Genomic DNA, 22,711 nt, shown 5'->3' with positions numbered 1-22,711 from the left:
GAGACATGAGCGACAACCACGACGAAACCGCCGGCATGAGCGAAGCCGAGCTCGCCCGCCATTCGGAGAAGATGGCCAAGAAGAAGCAGGCGCGCGAGAAAATCATGGCGACGAAGACGGACGAGAAGGGCCTTGTCATCGTCCATACCGGCAAGGGCAAGGGCAAGTCGACCGCCGGCTTCGGCATGATCTTCCGCCATATCGCGCACAAGAAGCCCTGTGCCGTCGTGCAGTTCATCAAGGGCGCCATGGTGACGGGCGAGCGCGACCTCATCGAGGCGCATTTTGCCGATCTCTGCCAGTTCTACACCCTGGGCGAAGGCTTCACCTGGGAAACGCAGGACCGCGCCCGCGACGTGGCGATGGCCGAGAAGGCCTGGGAAAAGGCGAAGGAACTCATCCGCGACGAGCGCAACTCCATGGTGCTGCTCGACGAGATCAACATCGCGCTGCGCTACGACTATATCGACGTCAACGAGGTGATCGACTTCCTCAAGACCGAAAAGCCGCACATGACCCATGTCGTGCTGACGGGGCGCAACGCCAAGGAAGAGCTGATCGAGATCGCCGACCTCGCGACGGAGATGGAGCTCCTGAAGCACCCGTTCCGCTCGGGCATCAAGGCCCAGCAAGGCGTGGAATACTGAGTTTTACCAGCCGAGCCAGACCCGCAAGGGATGGCTCGGATCGGCCATCAGGCGGATGGCAAGGGCGATCGAGGTGACGACGAGGAGCGGCTTGATGACCTTCGCGCCGACCTTCATGGCAACGCGCGATCCGGCCTGCGCGCCGAGGAACTGGCCCGCGCCCATGACAAGGCCGACCTTCCACAGCACGACGCCGTAGAGGAGGAAGACGATGAACGAGCCGGCATTGGAGCCGAAGTTCAGGAGCTTGGTGTGCGCTGTCGCCTTCAGCACACCGAAGCCGGCGAGCGTTATGAAGGCCAGCATGAAGAACGAGCCGGTGCCGGGGCCGAACACGCCGTCATAGAAGCCGATGGCCGGCACGATGGTGACGGTGAAGAGGAAGACGCTCATGCGGCGGTGTTTGTCGACGTCGCCGACATTCGGCTTCAGCCCGAAATAGATGGCGATCGCCACCAGCAGGAAGGGCAGGATCGCTTTCAGCACATCGCCGGGCACCACGGTCGCCAGCAGGGCACCGAAGACGCCGCCGAGTGCCGAAAGCGCGGCCATCGGCAATTGCTCGGCGAGCCGCACATGGCCGGCGCGGGCATAGGCGAGCGTGGCCGAACCCGAGCCGAACAGCGATTGCAGCTTGTTGGTGCCGAGCGTTTCCAGCGGCGGAATGCCGGCGATCAGCATCGCCGGAATGGTGATCATGCCGCCGCCGCCCGCAATGGAATCGATGAAGCCGGCGATAAAGGCGGCCAGGAACAGGAAGAACAGGATGTGAAGGGCGATATCGGCCAAGGCGGGACTCGGGGGAGCGAGAAAGGGGACTGGCGCCCTTCTGTCAGACTGCGCGGCAAAAGCAAAGCCCGCCACGCCTCGTGAGGCTCTTGCGCCGGATGCGCAACACGGATCAAACAAGCACATCACCGGCTTATAGGATATCGCGGCAAGGGAGAGGGCAGGATGGCGACAACGGGCGGCGAATGGGAGACCGTGGCGGCGACGGATGCGGGTTTCGATCCGGGGCTGGAGCGAAAGCTCCTTGCCGGCATAGAGGCCGGCCTTTTGCGCGATGTCCATTCGGTGCTGGTCAGCCGCGGCGGCAGGCTGGTGCTGGAGCACTACCGTACGGCGCCGGACGAGAGCTGGGGCATGCCGCTCGGCACGGTGTCCTTCGATACCGGCACGCTGCACGACCTGCGCTCGGTGACGAAGAGCGTGGTCAGCCTGCTCTACGGCATCGCGCTCGACCGCGGCCTCGTTCCGCCGCCCGAAGCGCCTCTTCTGGCGCAGTTTCCCGAATATCCCGACCTTGCGGCGGATCCGGCGCGGGCGGGCCTGACGATCGCCCATGCGCTGACCATGACGCTCGGCCTCGATTGGGACGAGTACCGCTCCTATGCCGATCCGCTGAACAGCGAGATCGCGATGGAAAATGCGCCGGATCGCTATCGCTTCGTGCTGGAGCAGCCGGTCGTGCACGCGCCCGGCACGCGATGGGTCTATTCCGGCGGCGCGACGGCGCTGGTGGGCGCGATCATCGAGCGCGGCAGCGGCCGGCGCATCGAGGATTTCGCCCGCGAGGCGCTGTTCGAACCGCTCGGCATCGCGCATTTCGAGTGGATGAGCGGCGCGGACGGCGTCGCTTCGCCCGCCTCCGGGCTTCGCCTGACCCCGCGCGATCTGCTGCGGATCGGCCGTCTGGTACTGGAAGGCGGCCTTGCGGGCGGGCGGCGGATCGTGTCGCAGGCGTGGATCACACGGTCGCTCGCGCCTGCCGTCTCGACGGAAGACGGCCTCGGCTATGGCTGTTTCTGGTTCCTGGGCGAGGCGCCGGCTTTGGGCAGGACGCGGCCGTGGATGGCCGGTTTCGGCAATGGCGGTCAGCGGCTCTGGCTGATGCCGGAGGCGGATGTCGCCTGCGTCGTCTTCTCCGGCAACTACAATGCGCAGGAAGCCTGGGTGTCGCCGACGCGTATCTGGCGCGAGATCGTGCTTGCCAATCTCAGCCCGCAATAGGGCTTGCCGCATCCGGCACGGTGCATGCCGCAATCCGGTTTGACCGGCCTTGCGCCCTCCGCTACTAAGAAGATCGCGACGGTGCCCCAGGCGGGCCGAGCGGTGTCCGGTGCGGCTGACCCAGAGGGGCTTCATCCGGAACTGTCGGAAACGGCAAGGCCGGGCTCTTTCGCGTGGAATTTTGCGAGAGACCGCTCATGCGCGCCGAGGCCCCATCATCTGATTCCGGACGACGAGCGCTCGTCCTTGGCCTTGGCTGCGAACGCGGCACGCCCCCCGCCGAACTTATCGCGCTCGCTACATCCATCCTCGTGCACCCACAGGACGTCGCCTTCGTCGCGACGCTGGACGTGCGCGCCGAGGAGCCGGCCATGCGGGCCGTCGCGCGGCATTTCTCCGTGCCGCTGGTGACCTTTCCGGCCGCCCGGCTCGAAGCCGAGACGCCACGCCTGGCCAATCCTTCCGACCTCGTCTTCGCCCATACGGGTTGCCACGGCGTTGCCGAAGCGGCGGCGCTGGTGCAGGCGGGTGCGGGCGGGCGGCTTGTCGTCGAGAAGACGAAATCCGCCCATGCCACGGCGGCGCTCGCCGAATCGTTTCAAGTGCTTGCAACCGTTTCCTCCGGAGGTGATTCCGCCTCTTCGCAGTCTGATTCATGCCGGGAGCACGCCTGATGCACGCCCTGTTCTCCAATCTTCCGCCGATGGAAAAAGGCAGTGTCTGGCTCGTCGGCGCGGGGCCGGGCGATCCGGGGCTCCTGACGCTGCACGCCGCCCACGCGCTGCAGCAGGCCGATGTCATCGTGCATGACGCGCTGGTCAATGCCGAATGCCTGTCGCTGGCCCGGCCCGGCGCCGCGCTGGAATTTGCCGGGAAGCGCGGCGGGAAACCCTCGAGCAAGCAGCGGGACATTTCACTGCGGCTGGTCGAGCTGGCGCATGCCGGCCACCGGGTGCTCCGCCTGAAGGGGGGCGATCCCTTCGTCTTCGGGCGCGGCGGCGAGGAGGCGCTGACGCTGATCGAGCACGGCATTCCCTTCCGCATCGTGCCGGGCATCACGGCCGGCATCGGTGGGCTCGCCTATGCCGGCATCCCGGTGACGCACCGTGAGGTCAACCACGCCGTCACCTTCCTGACCGGCCACGATTCCTCCGGCCTCGTGCCCGACCGCATCAACTGGGAGGGCATCGCCAAGGGTTCGCCCGTCATCGTCATGTACATGGCGATGAAGCATATCGGCCAGATCGCCGCCAACCTCATCGCCGGCGGCCGTTCGCCGGACGAGCCGGTCGCGTTCGTCTGCAATGCGGCCACCGCAGAGCAGCAGGTGCTGGAAACGACGCTCGCCCGCGCCGAGGCGGATGTCGAGGCTGCCGGCATCGAGCCGCCGGCCATCGTCGTCGTCGGCGAGGTCGTGCGGTTGCGCGCCTCGCTCGATTGGCTCGGCGCGCTGACCGAGGGCCGCAAGCTCGCGCCCGATCCGTTCGGCGCGCGTGAAATGAAGGATCCGGCATGAGCGGATTGCTCATCGCCGCGCCCGCGTCGGGCTCGGGCAAGACGACGGTGACGCTCGGCCTCGCGCGGGCGCTCGCCGATGCCGGCGTGCGGCTCGTCTCGGGCAAGGCGGGGCCGGACTATATCGACCCGGCCTTCCACGCCGCCGCCAGCCGCAAGCCCTGCCTCAACTACGATCCCTGGGCGATGCGCCCGGACCTCATCCGCGCGAATGCCGCCATCCAGGGCGGCGAGGGGGATTTTCTGCTGGTCGAGGCCATGATGGGCCTCTTCGACGGCGCCGCCGACGGCACCGGCGCGCCGGCCGACCTTGCGGCGACGCTCGGCCTGCCGGTCGTGCTCGTCGTCGATTGCAGCCGCATGTCCCAGTCCGTCGCCGCGCTGGTGAAGGGCTATACGGACTTTCGCGGCGATGTCCGCGTGGCCGGCGCCATCCTGAACAAGGTCGGCAGCGCCAGGCATGAGGCGATGCTGCGCGGCGCGCTGGAGGCGAGCGGCATCGAGATTTTCGGCGTTCTGGGGAGCGATCCGGCGCTCGCCCTGCCGGAGCGCCATCTCGGCCTCGTGCAGGCCGGCGAGCACGGACGGCTCGAATCCTTCATCGCCCATGCGGCGGAGGTCGTGACACTTTGCTGCAACCTCGACCGTCTCGTCTCGGTAGCGGCGACCCGCGGCGAGCAGCCACCGGCTTCGCCCGCCCCAAGCCTGCCGCCGCTTGGCCAGCGCATCGCGATCGCGCAGGACCAGGCCTTCGCCTTCACCTACGAGCACCTGCTGATGGGCTGGCGCGGGGCAGGGGCGAACCTGTCCTTCTTCTCGCCGCTGGCCGACGAGGCGCCTGCCGCCGATGCCGATGCCATCTACCTGCCGGGCGGATACCCAGAGCTGCACGCCGCGACCCTTGCCAATGCCGGCCGATTCCGCTTAGGCATCGCGGAGGCGGCGCGCCGCGGGGGGCGCATCTATGGCGAATGCGGGGGCTACATGACTCTGGGGGAAGCGCTGATCGCGGCGGATGGCTCGCGCTACGGCATGCTTGGCCTCCTGCCGCTCGTCACCAGTTTTGCCGAGCGCCGCCGCCATCTCGGCTACCGCTGCGTCACGCCGCTTTCGGGCTCCGGCTTCGCCGCGCCGATGACCGCGCACGAATTCCACTATTCGACGGTCGTGCACGAGGGGGAGGCTGACCGCCTCTTCGCCGTCACCGATGCGATGGGCGAGGATCTCGGCGAAGCCGGCCTTCGCCGCGGCAATGTCAGCGGCTCCTACATGCACCTCATCGATCTTGCGCCGGAGGCGGCATGAGCGCGCCGCGCATCGTCCATGGCGGCGGCATTGCCGCCGCTGCCGCGCGCTTCGGCGGCCGGCCGGAGGACTGGCTGGACCTTTCCACCGGCATCAACCCCAATCCCGTCGCCGTTCCCGACGTGGATGTCGCGGCCTGGCACCGCCTGCCGGACCGCCACCGCCAGGATGCCGCCCGAGCCGCCGCCGCCCGCTACTACGGCACGACGAACGCCTTGCCGCTTCCCGTTCCGGGCACGCAGTCCGTCATCCAGCTCCTGCCGCGTCTCGTGGCCGCCGGCCGCCGCGCCGCCGTGCTCGTTCCCACCTATGGCGAATATGCCCGGGTGCTCGGCAATGCCGGCGTGGCGGTGGATCAAATCTCCCACCTTGACGAGGTGACCGCGGCGCATGGCCTCGTCGTCGTGGTCAATCCGAACAACCCGGACGGACGGCTCTTCGCCCCGAATGAATTGCTCGCTCTCCACGCCCGCGTGTCCGCGCAGGATGGTCTTCTCGTCGTCGACGAGGCCTTTGGCGACATGCAGCCGCAGAATTGCATCGCGCCGCTGGCGGGCGATGGCATGCCGGGGCTCCTCGTCTTCCGCTCCTTCGGCAAGTTCTTCGGCCTCGCCGGCCTGCGGCTCGGTTTCGTGATCGGCGAGACGGCGGTTCTGGAGCACATCGAGGATGGCCTCGGCCCCTGGGCCGTCTCCGGTCCCGCCTTGACGATCGCGGCGAAACTCATGGCGTCCGATACCTCGGGCATTCGTCTTGCCATCGCGGAGCGCAAGGCGGCGCTCGATGCGGCGCTTCGCGACGTGGGGCTTACGGTCGTCGGCGGCACCGGGCTGTTCTCGCTGGTGGAGAGCCCTGACGCAGCGGCCATTCACGAAGGCCTTTGCCGCCGCCATATCCTCGTGCGTCCTTTCGACTATAATCCAGGCTGGCTGCGCTTCGGTCTCGCGCCGGATCGGGCGGCGGATGCAAGGCTTGCCGAGGCGCTTGCCGACGTGGTGGGCTGAACGATGACCGAGACGCTTTTCATCCTGTTCCTCGCGCTTGTGCTCGACCGCCTCGTCGGCGATCCGGATCGGCTCTGGCGGCGCGTGCCGCATCCGGTCGTGCTGTTCGGCAGGGCGATCGGCCTGATGGACAGGCTCTTCAACGACAAGCGCCTTTCGGCCGATACCAAGCGCTTCAACGGTGCCGCAGGCATCGCCGTGCTGCTGGCCGCCAGCATTTTCCTCGGCTTCGTCCTGCACCGGCTTTTCGCGCCGCTCGGGATCGTTGGCGCGCTCATCGAAGTCGCCATCGTCGCCGTCTTCCTTGCCCAGAAAAGCCTGCACGACCATGTGCGTGCCGTCTCGGCCGGCCTCAGGCAGGGCGGCCTCGACGGCGGGCGGCGGGCGGTGTCGATGATCGTCGGCCGCGACCCGGCGACGCTGGACGAGCCGGCGGTCTGCCGCGCCGGCATCGAGAGCCTTGCGGAAAACTTTTCCGACGGGGTGGTCGCGCCGGCCTTCTGGTACGCCCTGTTCGGCCTGCCGGGCCTCTTCGCCTACAAGATGCTGAACACGGCCGATTCGATGATCGGCCACAAGAACACGAAGTATCTTGATTTCGGCTGGGCCTCCGCCCGTCTCGACGATCTCGCCAACTGGCCGGCCGCCCGTCTCTCCATCCTCTTCATCGCCGCCGGCGCATGCGCCGCGAAGGGCAGGGCGGCGGCGCGCCTTTCCATCGGTACGGCCCTGCGCGATGCGGGCCTGCACCGTTCGCCCAATTCCGGCTGGCCGGAAGCGGCGATGGCCGGCGCGCTCGGCATCGGCCTTGCCGGCCCGCGCATCTATGGTGGCGCGCGCGTCGACGAGCCGATGATGAATGCCAGCGGCCGCACCGTCGCGACGCTTGCCGACATAGACCTGTCGCTTCGCATCTTCTCCCTCGCTTGCGCTGCTCTTGCCGCTTCGGTCCTGCTCGCAGCATTGCTGTCCGCTTTGCTTTGATCGCCGCGCTGCCCGGTAACTAAAATTTTACAGCTTAACTTCGTTTTCTTTTCGCCACCCCCGTCAATATTGCGGAAGGCTGAAACGTCTATACTCTGTCTCGCCGTGAGACGTGGCGTTCAAGCCATGCACGATCGAATAGAGGGGTAATCATGCGCACCTTGTTTGCGACGGCTGTCGCATTGCTTCTTGTATTGTTCCAGACGCAGGCGGCTCTTTCCGCCAATCTCGTGGCGAGGGTCAGCCTTTCTTCGCAAACCATGATCGTTACTCAGAACGGCGTGGTAAAACATCGCTGGTCGGTGTCGACTGGCCGCAGGGGCTACGGCACGCCGACGGGGAGCTGGTCGGCGAAATGGGCGTCGCGCAACCACCGTTCGCGCAAGTACAACAACGCGCCGATGCCCTTCGCGATCTTCTTCAAGGGCGGCTATGCCGTGCACGCGACCTACGAGACCAAGCGTCTCGGCCGCCCCGCCTCGCACGGCTGCGTTCGCCTTCACCCGTCCAATGCGGCGACGTTCTTCCAGCTGGCGAACCGCAACGGCCTTTCCAACACGCGCATCGTCATCACGCGGTAGAAGGTCAGTCGTTGCCGGCGTAACGCATCAGCCGGTCCATGTCGGGAACCGTGACGTGCCGGTTGTTCTCGATGCGGATGACGTTTTCCTTGCGCAGCTTGGTGAACTGGCGGCTGACGGTCTCGATCGTCAGCCCGAGGAAATCGGCGATGTCGGCACGCGAAAGCGGCAGGTCGAAGGTCGACATGTCGACGCTTTCCGGGTCGATATGGGTGGCGATGAGGTAGAGGAAGCTCGCCACCTTCTCCTGCGCCGTCTTGCGGCCGAGCGTCAGCATCCAGTCGCGCGCTTCGTCCAGCTCCTTCAGCGCCTGACGATGCAGCGTGAGCCCGAGTTCCGGCGTGCGCTTGACGAGGCGGTCGAGCACGTTGCGCGGGAAGTTGCAGACTTCGCTTTCGGTCGCCGCTTCCGCGGTTATCGCGCTTTCTTCGAGGAACGGGCGGCCGAGGAAATCGGGTGCGAACTGCAGGCCGACGATCTGCTGGCGGCCGTCCGCCATCACCTTCGTCAGCTTCACCACGCCGCGCATGATGTTGGAATAGTTCACCACCGTCTCGCCCTGGCCGATCACCTCGGCGCCGCTATCCAGCCGGTGGCGCGAGGAGTGCTTGTTAAGCTCGGTCAGCTGTTCGGCGGTCAGTGCGCCGCATACGCCGCCATGGCGGGCCTCGCAGGCCCGGCAGACAAGCGGAATGTCGGAATTATGGATATCTTGGCGGCGAACTTCCATATCGGCTTTCCCCTTCGCCCCGTACCGACGGCGCAACAATGCCGTGCTATCGCACGCAGGCTTGAACATAAAGCGTGCCGCCTCGCGGCAAAATAGCGCTTCCTGACTATTGTCAAATCGTAGCGCACTCCTTCGGGCTTTCACTTGATCAAAATCAAATGGCGGGGATCGTTTCGAGGTTATTTCTCTTCCGAGCAAGGAGAGACCCATGCAGGACGCCCTCGTCGAACGCCTTTCATCGCCGGTACCGCGCTATACGAGCTACCCGACCGCCCCGCATTTCAGCGAGAGCGTCGGCGCGGAGGCCTATGCGCAATGGCTCGGCCTGCTCGGGCGGGAGAATCGCCTGTCGCTCTATGCGCACATTCCCTATTGCGACCGTCTCTGCTGGTTCTGCGCCTGTCATACCAAGCAGACGCTGCGCTACGAGCCGGTCGAAGCGTATCTCAAGGGCCTTCACGCCGAAATTTCGGCTGTCGGCAAGCGTGTCTCGCGGGACGTGCCGGTGACGGCGCTGCATTTCGGCGGCGGATCGCCGACATTGCTGCGGCCGGACGACATGATCGCGCTGAAGAAGGGCCTCGACCGGAGTTTCACTTTTGCGCCGGACGCCGAGATTTCCGTGGAGATGGACCCGAACGATCTCGACGAGGCGCGCCATGATGCGCTGGCCGCCATCGGCATGACGCGGGCCAGCCTCGGCATCCAGGATTTCGATCCGGCGGTCCAGAACGCGATCAACCGCATCCAGACCTTCGAGCAGACGCGCGGCGTGGTCGAGGCGGCGCGGGCGCGGGGCGTGCGGTCGGTCAACTGCGACATCCTCTATGGGCTGCCGCACCAGACCATGGAAACGCTGGCGCAGACCGTTCGCGCCGTCATTTCGCTTAATCCCGATCGCATCGCGCTCTTCGGCTATGCCCATGTGCCGTGGATGAAGAAGCATCAGACCATGATCGACGAGGCGGCGCTGCCGGGCGTCGTCGCGCGTTTCGCGCAGATGCGCATGGCGGCGGAGATGCTGGTGGCCGCGGGCTACGAGGCGATCGGCATCGACCATTTCGCCCTGCCGTCCGACCGGCTCGCCGCCGCGGCGCGTGGCGGAACGCTGCGCCGCAACTTCCAGGGCTATACCGACGATCAGGCCGATGCCCTGGTCGGTCTCGGCGCTTCGGCCATCGGCCAGTTGCCGCAGGGCTATTTCCAGAACATGCCGGCGACCGGCGAATATCTGCGTAGGGTGGAAGAGGGCGGCCTTGCCGTGGTGCGCGGCTATGCGCTGACTGCCGAGGACCGGGCCCGCGCGTGGGTGATCGAAAGGATCATGTGCGATTTCGGTTTCTCGTTCGCCGATCTTGCTGCGCGTCATCCGGCTTTCGCCGCCACGATAAGGGCGGAGGCCTGCGGCTTTGCGGCGTCCGATCGGGACGACCTCTGCCGCATCGAGGGCGAAAGGTTCCTGCTGACGGCGGCGGGCTCGCCCTTCGCGCGCACCGTCGCCGCCGTCTTCGACGCGCACCTTTCGAGCGGCCGCGGGCGGCATTCCATGGCGGTCTGATCGTCGGTTGCAGCCATGTCGTTTGCGCAACACAGCTGCGCGGATCATGCGAGGGCCCTCATCAACCCCATTGGCAATTGCATCGGATTTCCATATAGGATCGCCCCAACTATAGATTCATGAGGTATGGGCGTGACTGCTACATTCGACAAGGTTGCCGACATCATTGCTGAAACCAGCGAAATCGATCGCGAGACGATCACGCCGGACAGCCACACGATCGACGATCTCGGCATCGACAGCCTGGACTTCCTCGACATCGTCTTTGCGATCGACAAGGAATTCGGCATCAAGATCCCGCTGGAAAAGTGGACGCAGGACGTCAACGAGGGCAAGGTCGCGACGGAAGAGTATTTCGTCCTGAAGAACCTCTGCGCGAAGATCGACGAACTGCGGGCTGCCAAGGCCTGAGACGACGGCGCCCTGCCGCCTCCGGGCGGCACTGTCCCGGACGATCCCGGTGCATGTGGCTATCGGCCTGCCGTCCTCGGCAGGCCTTTCGATTTTCCGGAACCTGCCGGAGGCATATCCGATGCTGCTAGAATATTTCCAGATGATCGACCGGGTGGAAGCCGTCGACGGCGCGCGCCGCGTGCTTAAGGCGCGTTCCGTCGTGCCGTCGAAAAGTCCGGTCTTCGAGGGCCATTTTCCCGGCATGCCGCTGGTTCCGGGGGTGCTCCTCATCGAAACCATGGCGCAGGCCTCCGGCTTCCTGGTGCTGGCGGCGAGCGAATTTGCCGCCATGCCCTTCCTGATGAGCGTCGACGGGGCCAAGATGCGCACCTTCGTCGAGCCCGACGCGGTGCTCGACATCGAGGCCGTGCTGGAGCATGACGGTTCGGGCTACGCCGTGACGAAGGCGAAGATTTCGTCGTCCGGCAAGAAGGTGTGCGACGCGCAGCTCAAATTGCGCACCATGCCGTTTGCCGAAGTGCCGCTCGCCGATATCGTGCGCAAGCGCGCGGGCGAGGTGGGTTTGTTCGAGGCGCTGGCGGCGTCCGCTGAAGGGAAGTGAGCATGGCGAAGGCGAACAACGATGTGGTGATCACCGGCGTCGGCATCGTCACCTGTCACGGTGTCGGGGCCGAAGCCCATGTGGAAATCCTCGGCGCCGCAAAGGCGCCGGAGCTGAAGATCGAGACCGCGCGTTTCGCGCCCTATCCGGTCCATCCGATGCCGGAAATCGACTGGAACCAGCAGATCGCCAAGCGCGGCGACCAGCGCCAGATGGAGAACTGGCAGCGCCTCGGCGTCTTCGCGGCGGGCCTGGCGCTCGATGATGCCGGTTTCAAGGACGATGCGGATGCCTGCGGCACGATGGACATGATCGTGGCGGCCGGCGGCGGCGAGCGCGATATCGCCGTGGATTCGCTGATCGTCGACGAGGGCCTGAAGCGCAACGACCGTGAACGCCTGCTCAACGAGAAGCTGACGACGGAACTGCGTCCGACGCTCTTCCTCGCCCAGCTTTCCAACCTGCTCGCCGGCAACATCTCCATCGTGCACAAGGTCACCGGCTCCTCGCGTACCTTCATGGGCGAGGAAGCGGCCGGCATCAGCGCCGTCGAAACCGCCTTCCACCGCATCCGCGCCGGCCAGTCGACGCACACGCTGGTCGGCAGCGCGCTCGTCGCCGAGCGGCAGGACGTCATCCTGCTTTATGAAGCCATCGGCGCCCATGCGACGGGCGGCTGGACGCCGCTCTGGTCGAGGGACGAAAACGCAGGCGGCGGCATCATCACCGGTTCGGCGGCCGCTTTCCTCATCCTCGAATCCCGCGATCATGCGGAAGCCCGCGGAGCGCGCATCTACGCGACCATCGATGCCATCGGCGGCGACCGTGGCTCGCGCGACGAAGGGCGGCTGGAAGCACGTCTTGAGCGCCTGTCCGAAGGCGCGGAAGACGGCGCGCAAACGGTCGTCTTCTCTGGTGCATCCGGCGCTCATGACGTGACGAAGCGCGAGAGGGACTGGCTTGGCAAGCGCTTTTCCGGCAGCCCGGTGCGCGGCTACAGCGCCGTCATCGGCCAGTCGCTCGAGGCGCAGTTCCCGCTCGGCCTCGCGCTCGCCGCGCTGACGCTCGGTGCTGGTGTGAAAGTCGCCCCGTTCGATACGGCCGCAGAAGCGGCCATGGACGCGCCCGCCGCGACCGCCGTCGTCACGACGGTCGGCCATTCGCGCGGCGAGGGCGTCGCAATCCTTTCCGCAGAGAAGTGAGGGACCGGCCATGACGAAAGCCGCTTACAGGGATCACCTCGGTCGCCCCATCGTCGCCGTTACCGGCATGGGCGTCGTCACCTCGCTGGGGCAGGGTCTCAAGGACAACTGGACCGCGCTGACCGGCGGCGTGTCCGGCATCCACGGCATCACCCGTTTCCCGGTGGATGGGCTCAACACCCGCATTTCCGGCACGGTCGATTTCATTGAAGTGCCCGTCGAGAACCCGGTCGAGCGTTCCTATGCCTATGCCCGCGAGACGACGGACGAGGCGTTGGCGCAGGCCGGCCTTTCCGGCGAATTCGGCGGCCCGCTCTTCCTTGCCGCCCCGCCGATCGAGCCGGACTGGCGCGACCGTTTCGCGCTTGCGGATCGTGCGCCTGTCTCGCAGCGCCCGGGCGATGCCTATGACCGCTTCCTCGCCGTGCTGCGCGAAAAGCCGGATGCCGGCCTGCACGAGGCCTGGGCCTTCGGCTCGATCTCCGAACGCCTTTCCGACCGCTACGGCACGCGCGGCCTGCCGGTGACGCTGTCGACCGCCTGCGCTTCCGGCGCGACGGCTATCCAGCTCGGCGTCGAGGCGATCCGCCAGGGCCGCACCGACCGGGCGCTCACCGTCGGCACCGACGGATCGGTGACGGCAGAAGCGCTGATCCGCTTCGCGCTGCTCTCGGCGCTTTCCACGCAGAACGACCCGCCGACCAAGGCCTCCAAGCCGTTCAGCAAGGACCGCGACGGTTTCGTCATCGCCGAAGGCGCGGCGACGCTGGTGCTGGAATCGCTGGAATCGGCCATCGCCCGCGGCGCCAAGGTTCTCGGCATCCTCAAGGGCTGCGGTGAGAAGGCCGACCATTTCCACCGCACGCGCTCCTCGCCGGACGGCGGCCCCGCCATCGCGACGATCCGCGCGGCGCTGGAAGATGCGGGCATCGACGAGAGCGGCATCGGCTATATCAACGCCCATGGCACCTCGACGCCGGAAAACGACAAGATGGAATATCTCTCCATGTCGACCGTCTTCGGCGACAAGCTGGCGGGCATTCCGGTCTCCTCCAACAAGTCGATGATCGGCCACACGCTGACGGCGGCCGGCGCGGTCGAGGCGGTGTTCTCGATCCAGACCATGCTGACCGGCACCCTGCCGCCGACCATCAACTACCAGAACCCCGACCCGGCCATCGTGCTCGACGTCGTGCCGGGCGTGAAGCGCGACAAGCAGGTTAGCGCCGTCCTGTCGAATTCCTTCGGTTTCGGCGGCCAGAACGCCAGCCTTGTCATGACGGCCGAACCCGCCTAAGCGGGCGGCCAGACCCTTTATACGGAAGAACACAATGCGCGCTCTCCAGCTCCTCGACGATCGCAAGCTCGAAATCACCGATATCCCGGAGCCGGAAGCGCCCGGTCCCGGCGAGGTGACGCTGCGCGTCAAGGCCGTCGCCCTCAACCATATCGACGTCTGGGGCTGGCGCGGCATGGCGTTCGCCAAACGCAAGATGCCGCTGGTCATCGGCGCGGAGGCCGCCGGCGTCGTCGAAACGCTCGGCCCGGGCGTTTCCAACGTCCTGCCCGGTCAGCTCGTCTCGATCTACGGCGCGCGCACCTGCGGCCTCTGCAAGCCCTGCCGCGAGAAGCGCGACAATCTGTGCGAACATGTCGGCGGCGTATACGGCTTCCATCTCGACGGCTTCGCGCAGGAGAAGGTGAACCTTCCCGCGCGCCTGCTGGTGCCCGCACCGCCCGGCGTCGATGCGGTCGGCGCGGCGCTTGCGCCCGTCACCTTCGGCACGGTGGAGCACATGCTCTTCGACAACGCCAAGCTCGAGCCCGGCGAGACGATCCTCGTCCATGCCGGCGGCTCCGGCATCGGCACGGCGGCGATCCAGCTCGCCAAGAAAATAGGCTGCACCGTCATCACCACCGTCGGCTCGAACGACAAGATCGAGAAGGCCAAGGCGCTGGGCGCCGATCACGTCATCAACTACCGCGAGGATCGCTTCGAGGGCGTCGTGCGCAAGCTGACGAAGAAGAGGGGCGTCGACGTGGTCTTCGAACATGTCGGCAAGGACACCTGGGCGGGCTCCATGCTGTGCCTCAAGCGCGGCGGTCGCCTCGTCACCTGCGGCTCCACCTCGGGCGTCTCCACCGACATGAACCTGATGATGCTGTTCCAGCAGCAGCTCAAGCTGCTGGGCTCCTTCGGCTGCCGCATGGAGAACATGGCGGATGCCATGCAGAAGATGGCGCGCGGCATCGTGCATCCGGTCATCGACACGGAAATCAATTTCGACGGCATCGCGACGGCGCTGGAGCGCATGGAATCGCGCCAGATCTTCGGCAAGATCGTCCTGAAGCTGGATTGATCCGGTGAAGATGATCGTCACACGCCTGGTCCTGGCGCTCAGGAACTTCAAGCAATGGCTGGTGGCGCAATTCGCCTTCGGCCTGCTCAACCTCCTGAAGCTCCTGCCGGCGGACGGTGCGATCAATTTCGCCGATCGCGTCGCGCGCTGGGTCGGCCCGAAGACGCGCCGCCACAAGCTGACGCTCACCAACCTGCGCAATGCCTATCCCGAAAAGTCCGCAGCGGAGATCGAGGCGATCGCGCTCGATGCCTGGGGCAATATGGGCCGGCTTGCCGCCGAATATGTCTTCCTCGACCGGTTGTTCGATTTCGACCCGGAGAAGACGACGCCCGGCCGCGTCGAAGTCTCGGGCATCCCGCTCTTCCTGGACCTGCGCGACAATCCGCGGCCCTTCATCGTCTTCACCGCCCATACCGGAAATTTCGAGCTTCTGCCGGTCGCCGGTGCCGCCTTCGGGCTGGATGTAACGGTGCTGTTCCGCCCGCCGAACAATCCCTACGTCGCCGACAAGGTGTTCGAGTTCCGCCGCGCGCGCATGGGCGAGCTCGTGCCCTCCCATGCCGGCTCCTCCTTCACGCTCGCCCGCAAGCTGGAGGGCGGCGGGCCGGTCGGCATCCTCGTCGACCAGAAGTTCACCAAGGGCCTGCACACGACATTCTTCGGCCGCGACGTGCAGACCAACCCGCTGCTCGCCAAGCTCGTGCGCCAGTTCAACTGCGAGGTCTACCCGGCGCGCTGCGTACGCCTTCCCGATAACCGCTACCGTCTGGAGCTGGAGCCGGCGATGGACATTCCCCGCCGGGCGAACGGCTCGGTCGACGTCGAGGCGACGGCGCAGATGCTCAACGACAAGGTCGAGCAGTGGGTTCGGGAATATCCCGGCCAGTGGCTCTGGTATCACGACCGCTGGAACATCAAGCACAGCCTCATTACTTGAGCGCTTACTATTTCTTTCTTTGCGCTTTTAATCTGAATACGTTCAGTTTCCGAAATTATCAGATTTTTGTCCCATTATGGGTTTGACATCTCCCTGCGCGCTGTTACCATTTTGCTAATGTATGCGCTTTGGACGGCGAATTGGGTGGAGGAAACAGTCAAAATCTAGCTCGTTTGTGAACCTATTAAATAATGTGGTGACGTAATTGCTGTAGATTTCAGCAATTCAGGGAGCATGAATTGAAAGCTCTTGTAGAGTTGTTCTGGTTTAAGTATTCACAACTTCAGCATGCGGTGAAAACGGGAAATGAAAGACTCATTTCCATGCTGGACAGGGAAATCGAACCGGCCCTGACGGCCGTGTTGCACAAGGAGGCGAGCGACGTCTCCGAACTCCGCGCCCAGTTCCAATTCGTGGTGGATCTTCTCCGGGAAGAGGCGGAAGACAAGGCCTGCGTGCTCCGGCAGGCGCATAATCTCAAGTTTCTGCTGAATCGCTACTTCGGGACGGAGGAGGCGGCTCGCCCATTCGAGCTCAGGCCGTCGGAAAATGCACGTCCCCTGAGCGCGCCGCGGGTCGTCGAGGACGGACTGCTCAACGAGGCGATCCTCGACAGCCTGCCGGATCGGGTCGCGGTCATCACGACGGATTACCGCTACCTCTATTCCAACTCGCTGAACGCCGAGCGCTTCAGCGAGAAGCCGATCGACCTCGTGGGGCGCCATGTCGTCGAATTCATCGGTGTGCAGCGGTTCGAAAGTCGCGTGAAGCGGCATCTGGACCGTTGCTTTGCGGGGGAGGTGGTCGAATACGACTACATTTCCTCACGCCGCGGCAATGCCATCACACGCTGCCGCATGACGCCCTGCATGTCGGCCGCCGGCAGCGTGCTCGGCGCCATCCTCGTGCTTCAGGAACTCCTGGAATCGGCCGATCCCATGGCCGCCTGAGCCTACGAGGCGAGCTTCGCCCCGCGCAGCATGAATTGCTGCTCGAAGGCGATATGACGCCGGATCGATTCAAAGAAGCCGCGGAGCATGTAGCCCGCGGCTTCAGCGTTCACGGTCTCGTCGCCGCTGCCGAGCCGCGTCAGCGTGTCGGTGAGCTCTTCGGCGAAGCATTCGTCCTCGACATGCTCGAACTTCAGCCGCGCGATGGTGTCGGTCATTTCCTGCCTGCCGGCGCTGCCGGTCGCCAGCATGGGAAACAACGCTTCCTCCTCATAGCGATGGATGCCGTTTATCAGCGGTATCAGGGATTTCGCCGCGTAGATGCATTTCTGCCGGTTGATGTTCGCCGGCAGGCTGTCGGCGATCTCTTCCAGTGCCGTGCACAGCGTCAACTGGGCGTCATGGGCCTTTTTCAGCCAGTCGAGTGAAACGGCGTCCGTCGGGCGATCCGAAAGCAGCCGGGCGATGCCTGTGTAATCCGTCATGTCTTGCTTCCTCGTTTGGGAAGAGCCGCGGGTGCTTCGACGCGCGGCTGCGTCAACCTGTCCCTTGATGCCGTCCGCTTCCGTCGCTCGCCTTGATCCATGTCAAGGATGCCGACGGGCGCATCTGCGAAGGCTCATTCGAGCGCAATGGCCGATTCCGTGCGGGAACCGGTCGCCGCGAGTGGTTGACGAGTTGGGGGATGCCAACGTGAAATATGTAACGGAAACGATCGTCCTGGCCGTGGGGGCGTTCATCGCCCTGCTCGGCGCGGCATTTGCCGAGGACAGGCTCTTCGAGGCCCATATGTGGGTCCTCTTCTTCGTGCTGCTGGCCGGCACGCTCGTCATGGTGCGGCGCATCTCGTTTGCGCCCGCCATGCCCGCTCCGTCCCCGGCGGACGCGGGCGGCTATTTCGACGAGGTCATCAAGTACGGTGTCATCGCCACCGTGTTCTGGGGCGTCGTCGGCTTCCTGGTCGGCGTCTTCGTGGCGGCGCAGCTCGCCTTTCCCGACCTCAACATCGAGCCCTGGCTGAACTTCGGGCGCACGCGCCCGCTGCACACCTCGGCCGTGATCTTCGCTTTCGGCGGCAATGCGCTGATCGCCACGTCCTTCTATGTCGTGCAGCGCACCTCGCGGGCCCGTCTCTTCGGCGGCAATCTCGGCTGGTTCGTGTTCTGGGGCTACCAGCTCTTCATCGTCATGGCCGCCACCGGCTATCTGCTCGGTATCACGCAGGGCAGGGAATATGCCGAGCCGGAATGGTATGTCGACATCTGGCTGACGATCGTCTGGGTCGCCTACCTGATCGCCTTCCTCGGCACGATCATGACGCGCAAGGAACCGCACATCTATGTGGCGAACTGGTTCTACCTTGGCTTCATCGTCACCATCGCCATGCTGCACATCGTCAACAACCTTGCGGTGCCGGCCTCGTTCCTCGGCGTGAAGAGCTACTCGGCCTTCGCCGGCGTGCAGGATGCGCTGACGCAGTGGTGGTACGGCCACAATGCCGTGGGCTTCTTCCTGACGGCCGGCTTCCTCGGCATGATGTACTATTTCGTCCCCAAGCAGGTGAACCGTCCGGTCTATTCCTACCGCCTGTCGATCATCCACTTCTGGGCGCTGATCTTCATGTATATCTGGGCCGGCCCGCACCATCTGCACTATACGGCGCTGCCGGACTGGGCGCAGACGCTCGGCATGGTCTTCTCGGTCATGCTCTGGATGCCCTCGTGGGGCGGCATGATCAATGGCCTGATGACGCTCCAGGGCGCCTGGGACAAGATCCGCACCGACCCGATCGTGCGCATGATGGTCATGGCCATCGCCTTCTACGGCATGGCGACCTTCGAAGGTCCGATGATGTCGATCAAGTCGGTCAACTCGCTCAGCCACTACACGGACTGGACGATCGGCCACGTACATTCCGGCGCGCTCGGCTGGAACGGGCTCATCACCTTCGGCGCGGTCTATTTCCTCGTTCCGAAGCTGTGGAACCGCGAGCGGCTCTACTCGATCCGCATGGTCAACTGGCACTTCTGGCTCGCCACGCTCGGCATCGTCGTCTACGCCGCCGTCATGTGGGTCGCCGGCATCCAGCAGGGCCTGATGTGGCGCGAATACGACGAGCAGGGCTTCCTGGTCTATTCCTTCGCCGAAACGATCGCCGCCATGTTCCCCTATTACGTGCTGCGCGCCGTCGGCGGCGGGCTGTTCCTCCTGGGGGCGCTCATCATGGCCTACAACGTGACCATGACAATCCTCGGCTACCAGCGTGACGAGGCCCCGATCCCGGGCGCCGCGCCCGCGCTCCAGCCGGCCGAATAGGAGGGGACACGATGTCCATTCTTGATAAACACGCCATCCTCGAACGCAACGCGACGCTTCTCCTCGTCGGCTCGCTGCTCGTCGTCTCCATCGGCGGCATCGTCGAGATCGCCCCGTTGTTCTACCTGGAAAACACCATCGAGAAGGTGGAGGGCATGCGGCCCTACTCGCCGCTGGAGCTTGCGGGCCGCGACATCTACGTACGCGAAGGCTGCTATGTCTGTCACAGCCAGATGATCCGGCCGTTCCGCGACGAGGTGGAGCGCTACGGGCATTATTCGCTGGCGGCGGAATCGATGTACGACCATCCGTTCCAGTGGGGCTCCAAGCGCACCGGACCGGACCTTGCCCGCGTCGGCGACCGCTATTCCAACGAGTGGCATGTCCAGCACCTGATCGAGCCGCGCTCGGTCGTGCCGGAATCGGTGATGCCGAGCTACGCTTTCCTCAAGGAAACACCGCTGGCGGTGAAGAACGTCTCGATGCACCTGTCGGCCAATCGCGCCGTCGGCGTGCCCTATACGGACGAGATGGTGGAAAATGCCGAGGCCGACATGAAGGCGCAGGCTGATCCGAACGCCGATACGTCAGGCGTCGAGGCCCGCTACCCGAAGGCCAAGTTCGGCGATTTCGACGGCGATCCGGCCAGGTTCACCGAAATGGATGCGCTCGTCGCCTATCTGCAAATGCTCGGCACGCTGGTGGATTTCTCCACCTATGACGATGCCGCCGGTTACCGCTGAGGAGGGACCCATGGAAACCTATACCGCCATGCGCCACTTCGCCGACAGCTGGGGCCTGCTCGCCATGACGCTGTTCTTCCTGGCCGTCGTTCTCTTCACCCTGCGCCCCGGCGCCCGCAAGGCCGCCGAACGGGCCGCTGAAATCCCTCTCAAGGAGGACTGATCATGGCCGAGAAACACATCGATGAAATCTCGGGCGTCGAAACCACCGGCCACGAATGGGACGGCATCCGCGAACTGAACAACCCGATGCCGCGCTGGTGGGTCTGGACGTTCTACGCCACGATCCTCTGGGCGATCGGCTATACGATCTTCTTCCCGGCCTGGCCGCTGATCTCGGATGCGACGAAGGGCACGCTCGGCTGGTCGAGCCGCGCCAATGTCGCCGCCGAGCTCGCCAGCGCCAAGCAGGCCCAGTCCGGGTTCGTCGACCAGATCGCCAAGTCGTCGCTCCAGGAGATCATGGCCGATCCTCAGCTCTCGCAATTCGCGATCGCCGGCGGCGCCTCGGCCTTCAAGGTCAACTGTGCTCAGTGCCACGGCTCGGGCGCGGCCGGCTTCGTCGGCTTCCCGAACCTCAACGACGACGACTGGGTCTGGGGCGGCACGGTGGACGACATCTACCAGACCATCGCCCACGGCATCCGCCATCCAGGCGACGACGAGACCCGCACCTCGGAGATGCCTGCCTATGCCGATATGCTCCAGCCGGAAGAGATCAAGCAGGTCGCGGCCTATGTCGTCAGCCTGACGGCGACGCCCTCGGATGCCGCACTGGTCGAGCCCGGCAAGCAGATCTTCGCCGACAATTGCGCGGCCTGCCATGGCGAGGACGCCAAGGGCATGCGCGAGATGGGCGCACCGAACCTTGCCGACGCGATCTGGCTGAAGGGCGAGGGGGAAGCCGCCGTCGCCGCGCAGGTCCGCTCGCCCAAGCACGGCGTCATGCCCGCATGGCTGCCCCGCCTCGGCGATCCCGCCGTCAAGCAGCTCGCCGTCTTCGTGCATTCGCTTGGTGGCGGCGAGTAAAGTCTTGCCTTATCGGACGAACGAAAGGCCGCGGTTTCCGCGGCCTTTTTTTCATATGGACGGCAAACGCGGCCTTCAGGCGACGACCGTGTTCCTGCCGGATGATTTCGCGCGATAGAGGTTGCGGTCGGAGGCGGCGAGCGCCTCGGCGGGGTCGAAGCGCGGGGCGCAGTGGAAGGCGCCGATGCTGATGCCGAGCGCGATGCGGATGCCCGCCGGCGTGCTGAGGTCGATGGCTTCCACCGCCTCGCGGATCGTCTGGGAGTGGTCGAGCATGCGCGTGACCGAGGCTTCGTGCAGGAAGACCGCGAACTCCTCGCCGCCCAGCCGCCCGACGAGGTCGCGTTCCCCGGAGAGACCTGACAGCAGTGCGCCGATGATGCTCAGCGCCTCGTCGCCCGCCGCATGGCCGAACCGGTCGTTGACCGACTTGAAATGATCCACATCGAGAAACAGTAGGGCGCCGTGCGCGCCCGTGCGGCTATGCGCCTCGAGTTCGGTCATGAACGCGGCCCGGTTGAGCACGCCGGTAAGCGCGTCGCGCCGCGCCTGATGCTGCAGGCGGGCATAGGCGGCGGCAAGCTCGTCCCTTGCTTCGGCCAGCGCGGTATTGGCCAGGCGCAGCCTTTCCGCCTGCCAGAAGTGCAGGAACGAGGCCGGAATCGAGATGGCGATGGGGCAGGCGATCGTCATGACGAGACCGGCGCCCGCCACCTTGCCGCCCAGCATCGGTACGAAGGCGAAGCTGATCGCCAGCGAGGCGAGCACCGAGAGCACCGCGACCAGCAAAGTCTTGCCGAGGATCTTGTACATCGAGCGAGCCCACGTCCGTTTCAACCGTGGGCTCTGCGTAGAAGCGTCTGATTGAAAAAGCCTGAATTCCTTCGATAAAAGTCACCCGAGCCTTTATATTGACGTTACGGAAGGCTTTTACCGGTCGGACCAGACCGCAAGCTCGTAGCCGTCGGGGTCGGTGAACTGGAAACGCCGGCCGCCGGGGAAGTCGAAGATCGGCTTGACGATCGTCCCGCCCGCCTTCTCTACGCGCGCCAGCGCGTCTTCCAGATCGTCCGCGAAGAGGATGACGAGCGGGCCGCCGTTTGCTTTCACCGGCGCCGTCGTCGTGAAGCCGCCGGTGAGGCGGCCGTCCTGGAATTCGCAATATTGCGGCCCGTAGTCGGTGAAGGTCCAGCCGAAGGCGCCGCCGTAGAAGGCCTTGCTTTTCGCGATGTCCGCGACGTTGAACTCGATATAGTCGATCTTGCGATCCGCACCCTTGCCGCTCATCGGCGTGTCTCCTCTTCTTCCATAAGCCTTGCCAGCGCATCGAGGTCGCGCGCCACATGGGCGGCATCCTGCTCGAAGGCTGCGTCGTCCATATCCGGCTGCCGCAGCAGCGTGAACATCACTTCGGCGCCATCGCCATTCGGCACGACGCGCAGCGCGTTTTCCACCCTGGTGCCGTCGGGCAATGTCACCGTGTGGTCGATGACGCCGAAATCGTTTGGCGGCAAAAAGCGCACGCGTACGTTTCCGACCGGCCCGCCATCGGCGATCCAGTCCTCGCCGTCGCGCGTCAGGCCCGATGCGAGGCCCGAGGCCCAGCGGGGCATGTTCTCGGGCTTGCAGGCAAAGGCATAGACGGCGCGCCAGTCGCGCTGGATGGACCGATGGATGATGCGGGCGGGCAGGGTGGTCATCTCTTTCTCCTCTTGAGTTCCAAGGATAAAGGAAAGGCTGGGCGAATGTCGAACGAAAAGTGAACATTCGGCGCTTGATGGTTATGGACCGGCGGTGCGCGTGCATACGATGCGGCAACCCG

General features: G+C 65.2%; 26 protein-coding genes. 20 read left to right on the top strand and 6 right to left on the bottom strand.

Annotation, left to right across the window (positions count from 1 at the left end):
- The first annotated feature begins 5 nt into the window (after positions 1 to 5).
- Positions 6 to 647: a cob(I)yrinic acid a,c-diamide adenosyltransferase gene (gene cobO, locus Q9316_RS10735; RefSeq protein WP_306035149.1), complete on the top strand. Its 642-nt coding sequence runs from the start codon at positions 6 to 8 to the stop codon at positions 645 to 647.
- 3 nt (positions 648 to 650) lie between these two features.
- On the opposite strand, the gene Q9316_RS10730 is transcribed toward cobO, so the two are convergent.
- Positions 651 to 1,436: a TSUP family transporter gene (locus Q9316_RS10730; protein WP_306035148.1), complete on the bottom strand. Its 786-nt coding sequence runs from the start codon at positions 1,434 to 1,436 to the stop codon at positions 651 to 653.
- A 165-nt stretch (positions 1,437 to 1,601) separates the two neighbouring features.
- On the opposite strand from Q9316_RS10730, the gene Q9316_RS10725 reads away from it, so the two are divergent.
- From Q9316_RS10725 to Q9316_RS10695, 7 genes are all read left to right on the top strand, one after another.
- A complete protein-coding gene (locus Q9316_RS10725) occupies positions 1,602 to 2,657 on the top strand; it encodes a serine hydrolase domain-containing protein (RefSeq protein WP_306035147.1) in 1,056 nt (351 codons plus the stop codon).
- Between the two features lie 197 nt (positions 2,658 to 2,854).
- Positions 2,855 to 3,331: a cobalamin biosynthesis protein gene (locus tag Q9316_RS10720; RefSeq protein ID WP_306035146.1), complete on the top strand. Its 477-nt coding sequence runs from the start codon at positions 2,855 to 2,857 to the stop codon at positions 3,329 to 3,331.
- Complete coding sequence (cobA, locus tag Q9316_RS10715; protein ID WP_306035145.1) at positions 3,331 to 4,173, top strand: uroporphyrinogen-III C-methyltransferase; 843 nt, start codon at positions 3,331 to 3,333, stop codon at positions 4,171 to 4,173. Before Q9316_RS10720 ends, cobA begins: the two co-directional genes overlap by 1 nt.
- A complete protein-coding gene (locus tag Q9316_RS10710; RefSeq protein ID WP_306035144.1) occupies positions 4,170 to 5,477 on the top strand; it encodes a cobyrinate a,c-diamide synthase in 1,308 nt (435 codons plus the stop codon). The genes cobA and Q9316_RS10710 overlap by 4 nt, the downstream gene beginning before the upstream one ends.
- On the top strand, positions 5,474 to 6,481 hold the full coding sequence (gene cobD / locus Q9316_RS10705; RefSeq protein ID WP_306035143.1) for a threonine-phosphate decarboxylase CobD: 1,008 nt from the start codon (positions 5,474 to 5,476) through the stop codon (positions 6,479 to 6,481). Before Q9316_RS10710 ends, cobD begins: the two co-directional genes overlap by 4 nt.
- A 3-nt stretch (positions 6,482 to 6,484) precedes the next feature.
- Positions 6,485 to 7,465: an adenosylcobinamide-phosphate synthase CbiB gene (gene cbiB / locus Q9316_RS10700; RefSeq protein ID WP_306035142.1), complete on the top strand. Its 981-nt coding sequence runs from the start codon at positions 6,485 to 6,487 to the stop codon at positions 7,463 to 7,465.
- Positions 7,466 to 7,617: 152 nt separating this feature from the next.
- The gene (locus Q9316_RS10695; RefSeq protein WP_306035141.1) at positions 7,618 to 8,046 is read left to right on the top strand and encodes a L,D-transpeptidase; all 429 of its coding nucleotides are present in this window, start codon (positions 7,618 to 7,620) and stop codon (positions 8,044 to 8,046) included.
- Positions 8,047 to 8,050: 4 nt separating this feature from the next.
- Here the strand turns inward: Q9316_RS10695 and Q9316_RS10690 are convergent, their stop codons facing one another.
- Positions 8,051 to 8,776 carry a Crp/Fnr family transcriptional regulator gene (locus Q9316_RS10690; RefSeq protein WP_306035140.1) on the bottom strand — a complete coding sequence of 242 codons (726 nt, stop codon included), beginning with the start codon at positions 8,774 to 8,776 and terminating at the stop codon, positions 8,051 to 8,053.
- Between the two features lie 208 nt (positions 8,777 to 8,984).
- Between Q9316_RS10690 and hemN the strand changes: the two genes are divergently transcribed.
- From hemN to Q9316_RS10650, 8 genes are all read left to right on the top strand, one after another.
- Positions 8,985 to 10,334: an oxygen-independent coproporphyrinogen III oxidase gene (hemN, locus tag Q9316_RS10685; protein WP_306035139.1), complete on the top strand. Its 1,350-nt coding sequence runs from the start codon at positions 8,985 to 8,987 to the stop codon at positions 10,332 to 10,334.
- A gap of 126 nt (positions 10,335 to 10,460) precedes the next feature.
- A complete protein-coding gene (locus Q9316_RS10680; protein WP_150129872.1) occupies positions 10,461 to 10,745 on the top strand; it encodes an acyl carrier protein in 285 nt (94 codons plus the stop codon).
- 121 nt (positions 10,746 to 10,866) lie between these two features.
- Positions 10,867 to 11,349, top strand: coding sequence for a 3-hydroxyacyl-ACP dehydratase FabZ family protein (locus Q9316_RS10675; RefSeq protein WP_306035138.1), 483 nt, complete (start codon positions 10,867 to 10,869; stop codon positions 11,347 to 11,349).
- Between the two features lie 2 nt (positions 11,350 to 11,351).
- Positions 11,352 to 12,551 (top strand): beta-ketoacyl-ACP synthase, encoded by a 1,200-nt coding sequence (locus Q9316_RS10670; RefSeq protein ID WP_306035137.1) that lies wholly within the window; start codon positions 11,352 to 11,354, stop codon positions 12,549 to 12,551.
- 10 nt (positions 12,552 to 12,561) lie between these two features.
- Entirely contained in the window at positions 12,562 to 13,848 is a 1,287-nt protein-coding gene (locus tag Q9316_RS10665) for a beta-ketoacyl-ACP synthase (RefSeq protein WP_306035136.1), read from the top strand.
- Positions 13,849 to 13,882: 34 nt separating this feature from the next.
- Entirely contained in the window at positions 13,883 to 14,911 is a 1,029-nt protein-coding gene (locus Q9316_RS10660) for a zinc-binding dehydrogenase (RefSeq protein ID WP_306035134.1), read from the top strand.
- Between the two features lie 10 nt (positions 14,912 to 14,921).
- A complete protein-coding gene (locus tag Q9316_RS10655; protein ID WP_306035273.1) occupies positions 14,922 to 15,851 on the top strand; it encodes a lipid A biosynthesis lauroyl acyltransferase in 930 nt (309 codons plus the stop codon).
- Between the two features lie 323 nt (positions 15,852 to 16,174).
- Entirely contained in the window at positions 16,175 to 16,801 is a 627-nt protein-coding gene (locus Q9316_RS10650; RefSeq protein WP_306035133.1) for a PAS domain-containing protein, read from the top strand.
- Positions 16,802 to 16,803: 2 nt separating this feature from the next.
- Here the strand turns inward: Q9316_RS10650 and Q9316_RS10645 are convergent, their stop codons facing one another.
- On the bottom strand, positions 16,804 to 17,286 hold the full coding sequence (locus Q9316_RS10645) for a hemerythrin domain-containing protein (protein ID WP_306035132.1): 483 nt from the start codon (positions 17,284 to 17,286) through the stop codon (positions 16,804 to 16,806).
- 208 nt (positions 17,287 to 17,494) lie between these two features.
- Between Q9316_RS10645 and ccoN the strand changes: the two genes are divergently transcribed.
- Genes ccoN through ccoP form a run of 4 tightly spaced genes read left to right on the top strand, consistent with a single transcriptional unit; the run spans position 17,495 to position 20,889 of the window.
- Positions 17,495 to 19,117: a cytochrome-c oxidase, cbb3-type subunit I gene (gene ccoN / locus Q9316_RS10640; protein ID WP_306035131.1), complete on the top strand. Its 1,623-nt coding sequence runs from the start codon at positions 17,495 to 17,497 to the stop codon at positions 19,115 to 19,117.
- Between the two features lie 11 nt (positions 19,118 to 19,128).
- Entirely contained in the window at positions 19,129 to 19,860 is a 732-nt protein-coding gene (gene ccoO, locus Q9316_RS10635) for a cytochrome-c oxidase, cbb3-type subunit II (protein WP_306035130.1), read from the top strand.
- A 10-nt stretch (positions 19,861 to 19,870) separates the two neighbouring features.
- A complete protein-coding gene (locus Q9316_RS10630; RefSeq protein WP_160784500.1) occupies positions 19,871 to 20,023 on the top strand; it encodes a cbb3-type cytochrome c oxidase subunit 3 in 153 nt (50 codons plus the stop codon).
- A gap of 2 nt (positions 20,024 to 20,025) precedes the next feature.
- Entirely contained in the window at positions 20,026 to 20,889 is an 864-nt protein-coding gene (gene ccoP / locus Q9316_RS10625; RefSeq protein ID WP_306035129.1) for a cytochrome-c oxidase, cbb3-type subunit III, read from the top strand.
- 75 nt (positions 20,890 to 20,964) lie between these two features.
- On the opposite strand, the gene Q9316_RS10620 is transcribed toward ccoP, so the two are convergent.
- From Q9316_RS10620 to Q9316_RS10610, 3 genes are all read right to left on the bottom strand, one after another.
- Positions 20,965 to 21,702: a GGDEF domain-containing protein gene (locus Q9316_RS10620; RefSeq protein ID WP_306035128.1), complete on the bottom strand. Its 738-nt coding sequence runs from the start codon at positions 21,700 to 21,702 to the stop codon at positions 20,965 to 20,967.
- Positions 21,703 to 21,819: 117 nt separating this feature from the next.
- Positions 21,820 to 22,176 (bottom strand): VOC family protein, encoded by a 357-nt coding sequence (locus tag Q9316_RS10615; RefSeq protein WP_306035127.1) that lies wholly within the window; start codon positions 22,174 to 22,176, stop codon positions 21,820 to 21,822.
- A complete protein-coding gene (locus Q9316_RS10610) occupies positions 22,173 to 22,589 on the bottom strand; it encodes an SRPBCC family protein (RefSeq protein ID WP_306035126.1) in 417 nt (138 codons plus the stop codon). The genes Q9316_RS10615 and Q9316_RS10610 overlap by 4 nt, the downstream gene beginning before the upstream one ends.
- Between the last annotated feature and the right edge of the window lie 122 nt (positions 22,590 to 22,711).

The sequence above is a fragment of the Shinella zoogloeoides genome (assembly GCF_030733845.1).
GTDB classification, from domain to species: Bacteria; Pseudomonadota; Alphaproteobacteria; order Rhizobiales; family Rhizobiaceae; genus Shinella; species Shinella zoogloeoides_C.
The sequence above is the reverse complement of the archived record's forward strand: the minus strand, read 5'-3'. Positions and strand labels throughout refer to the sequence as shown.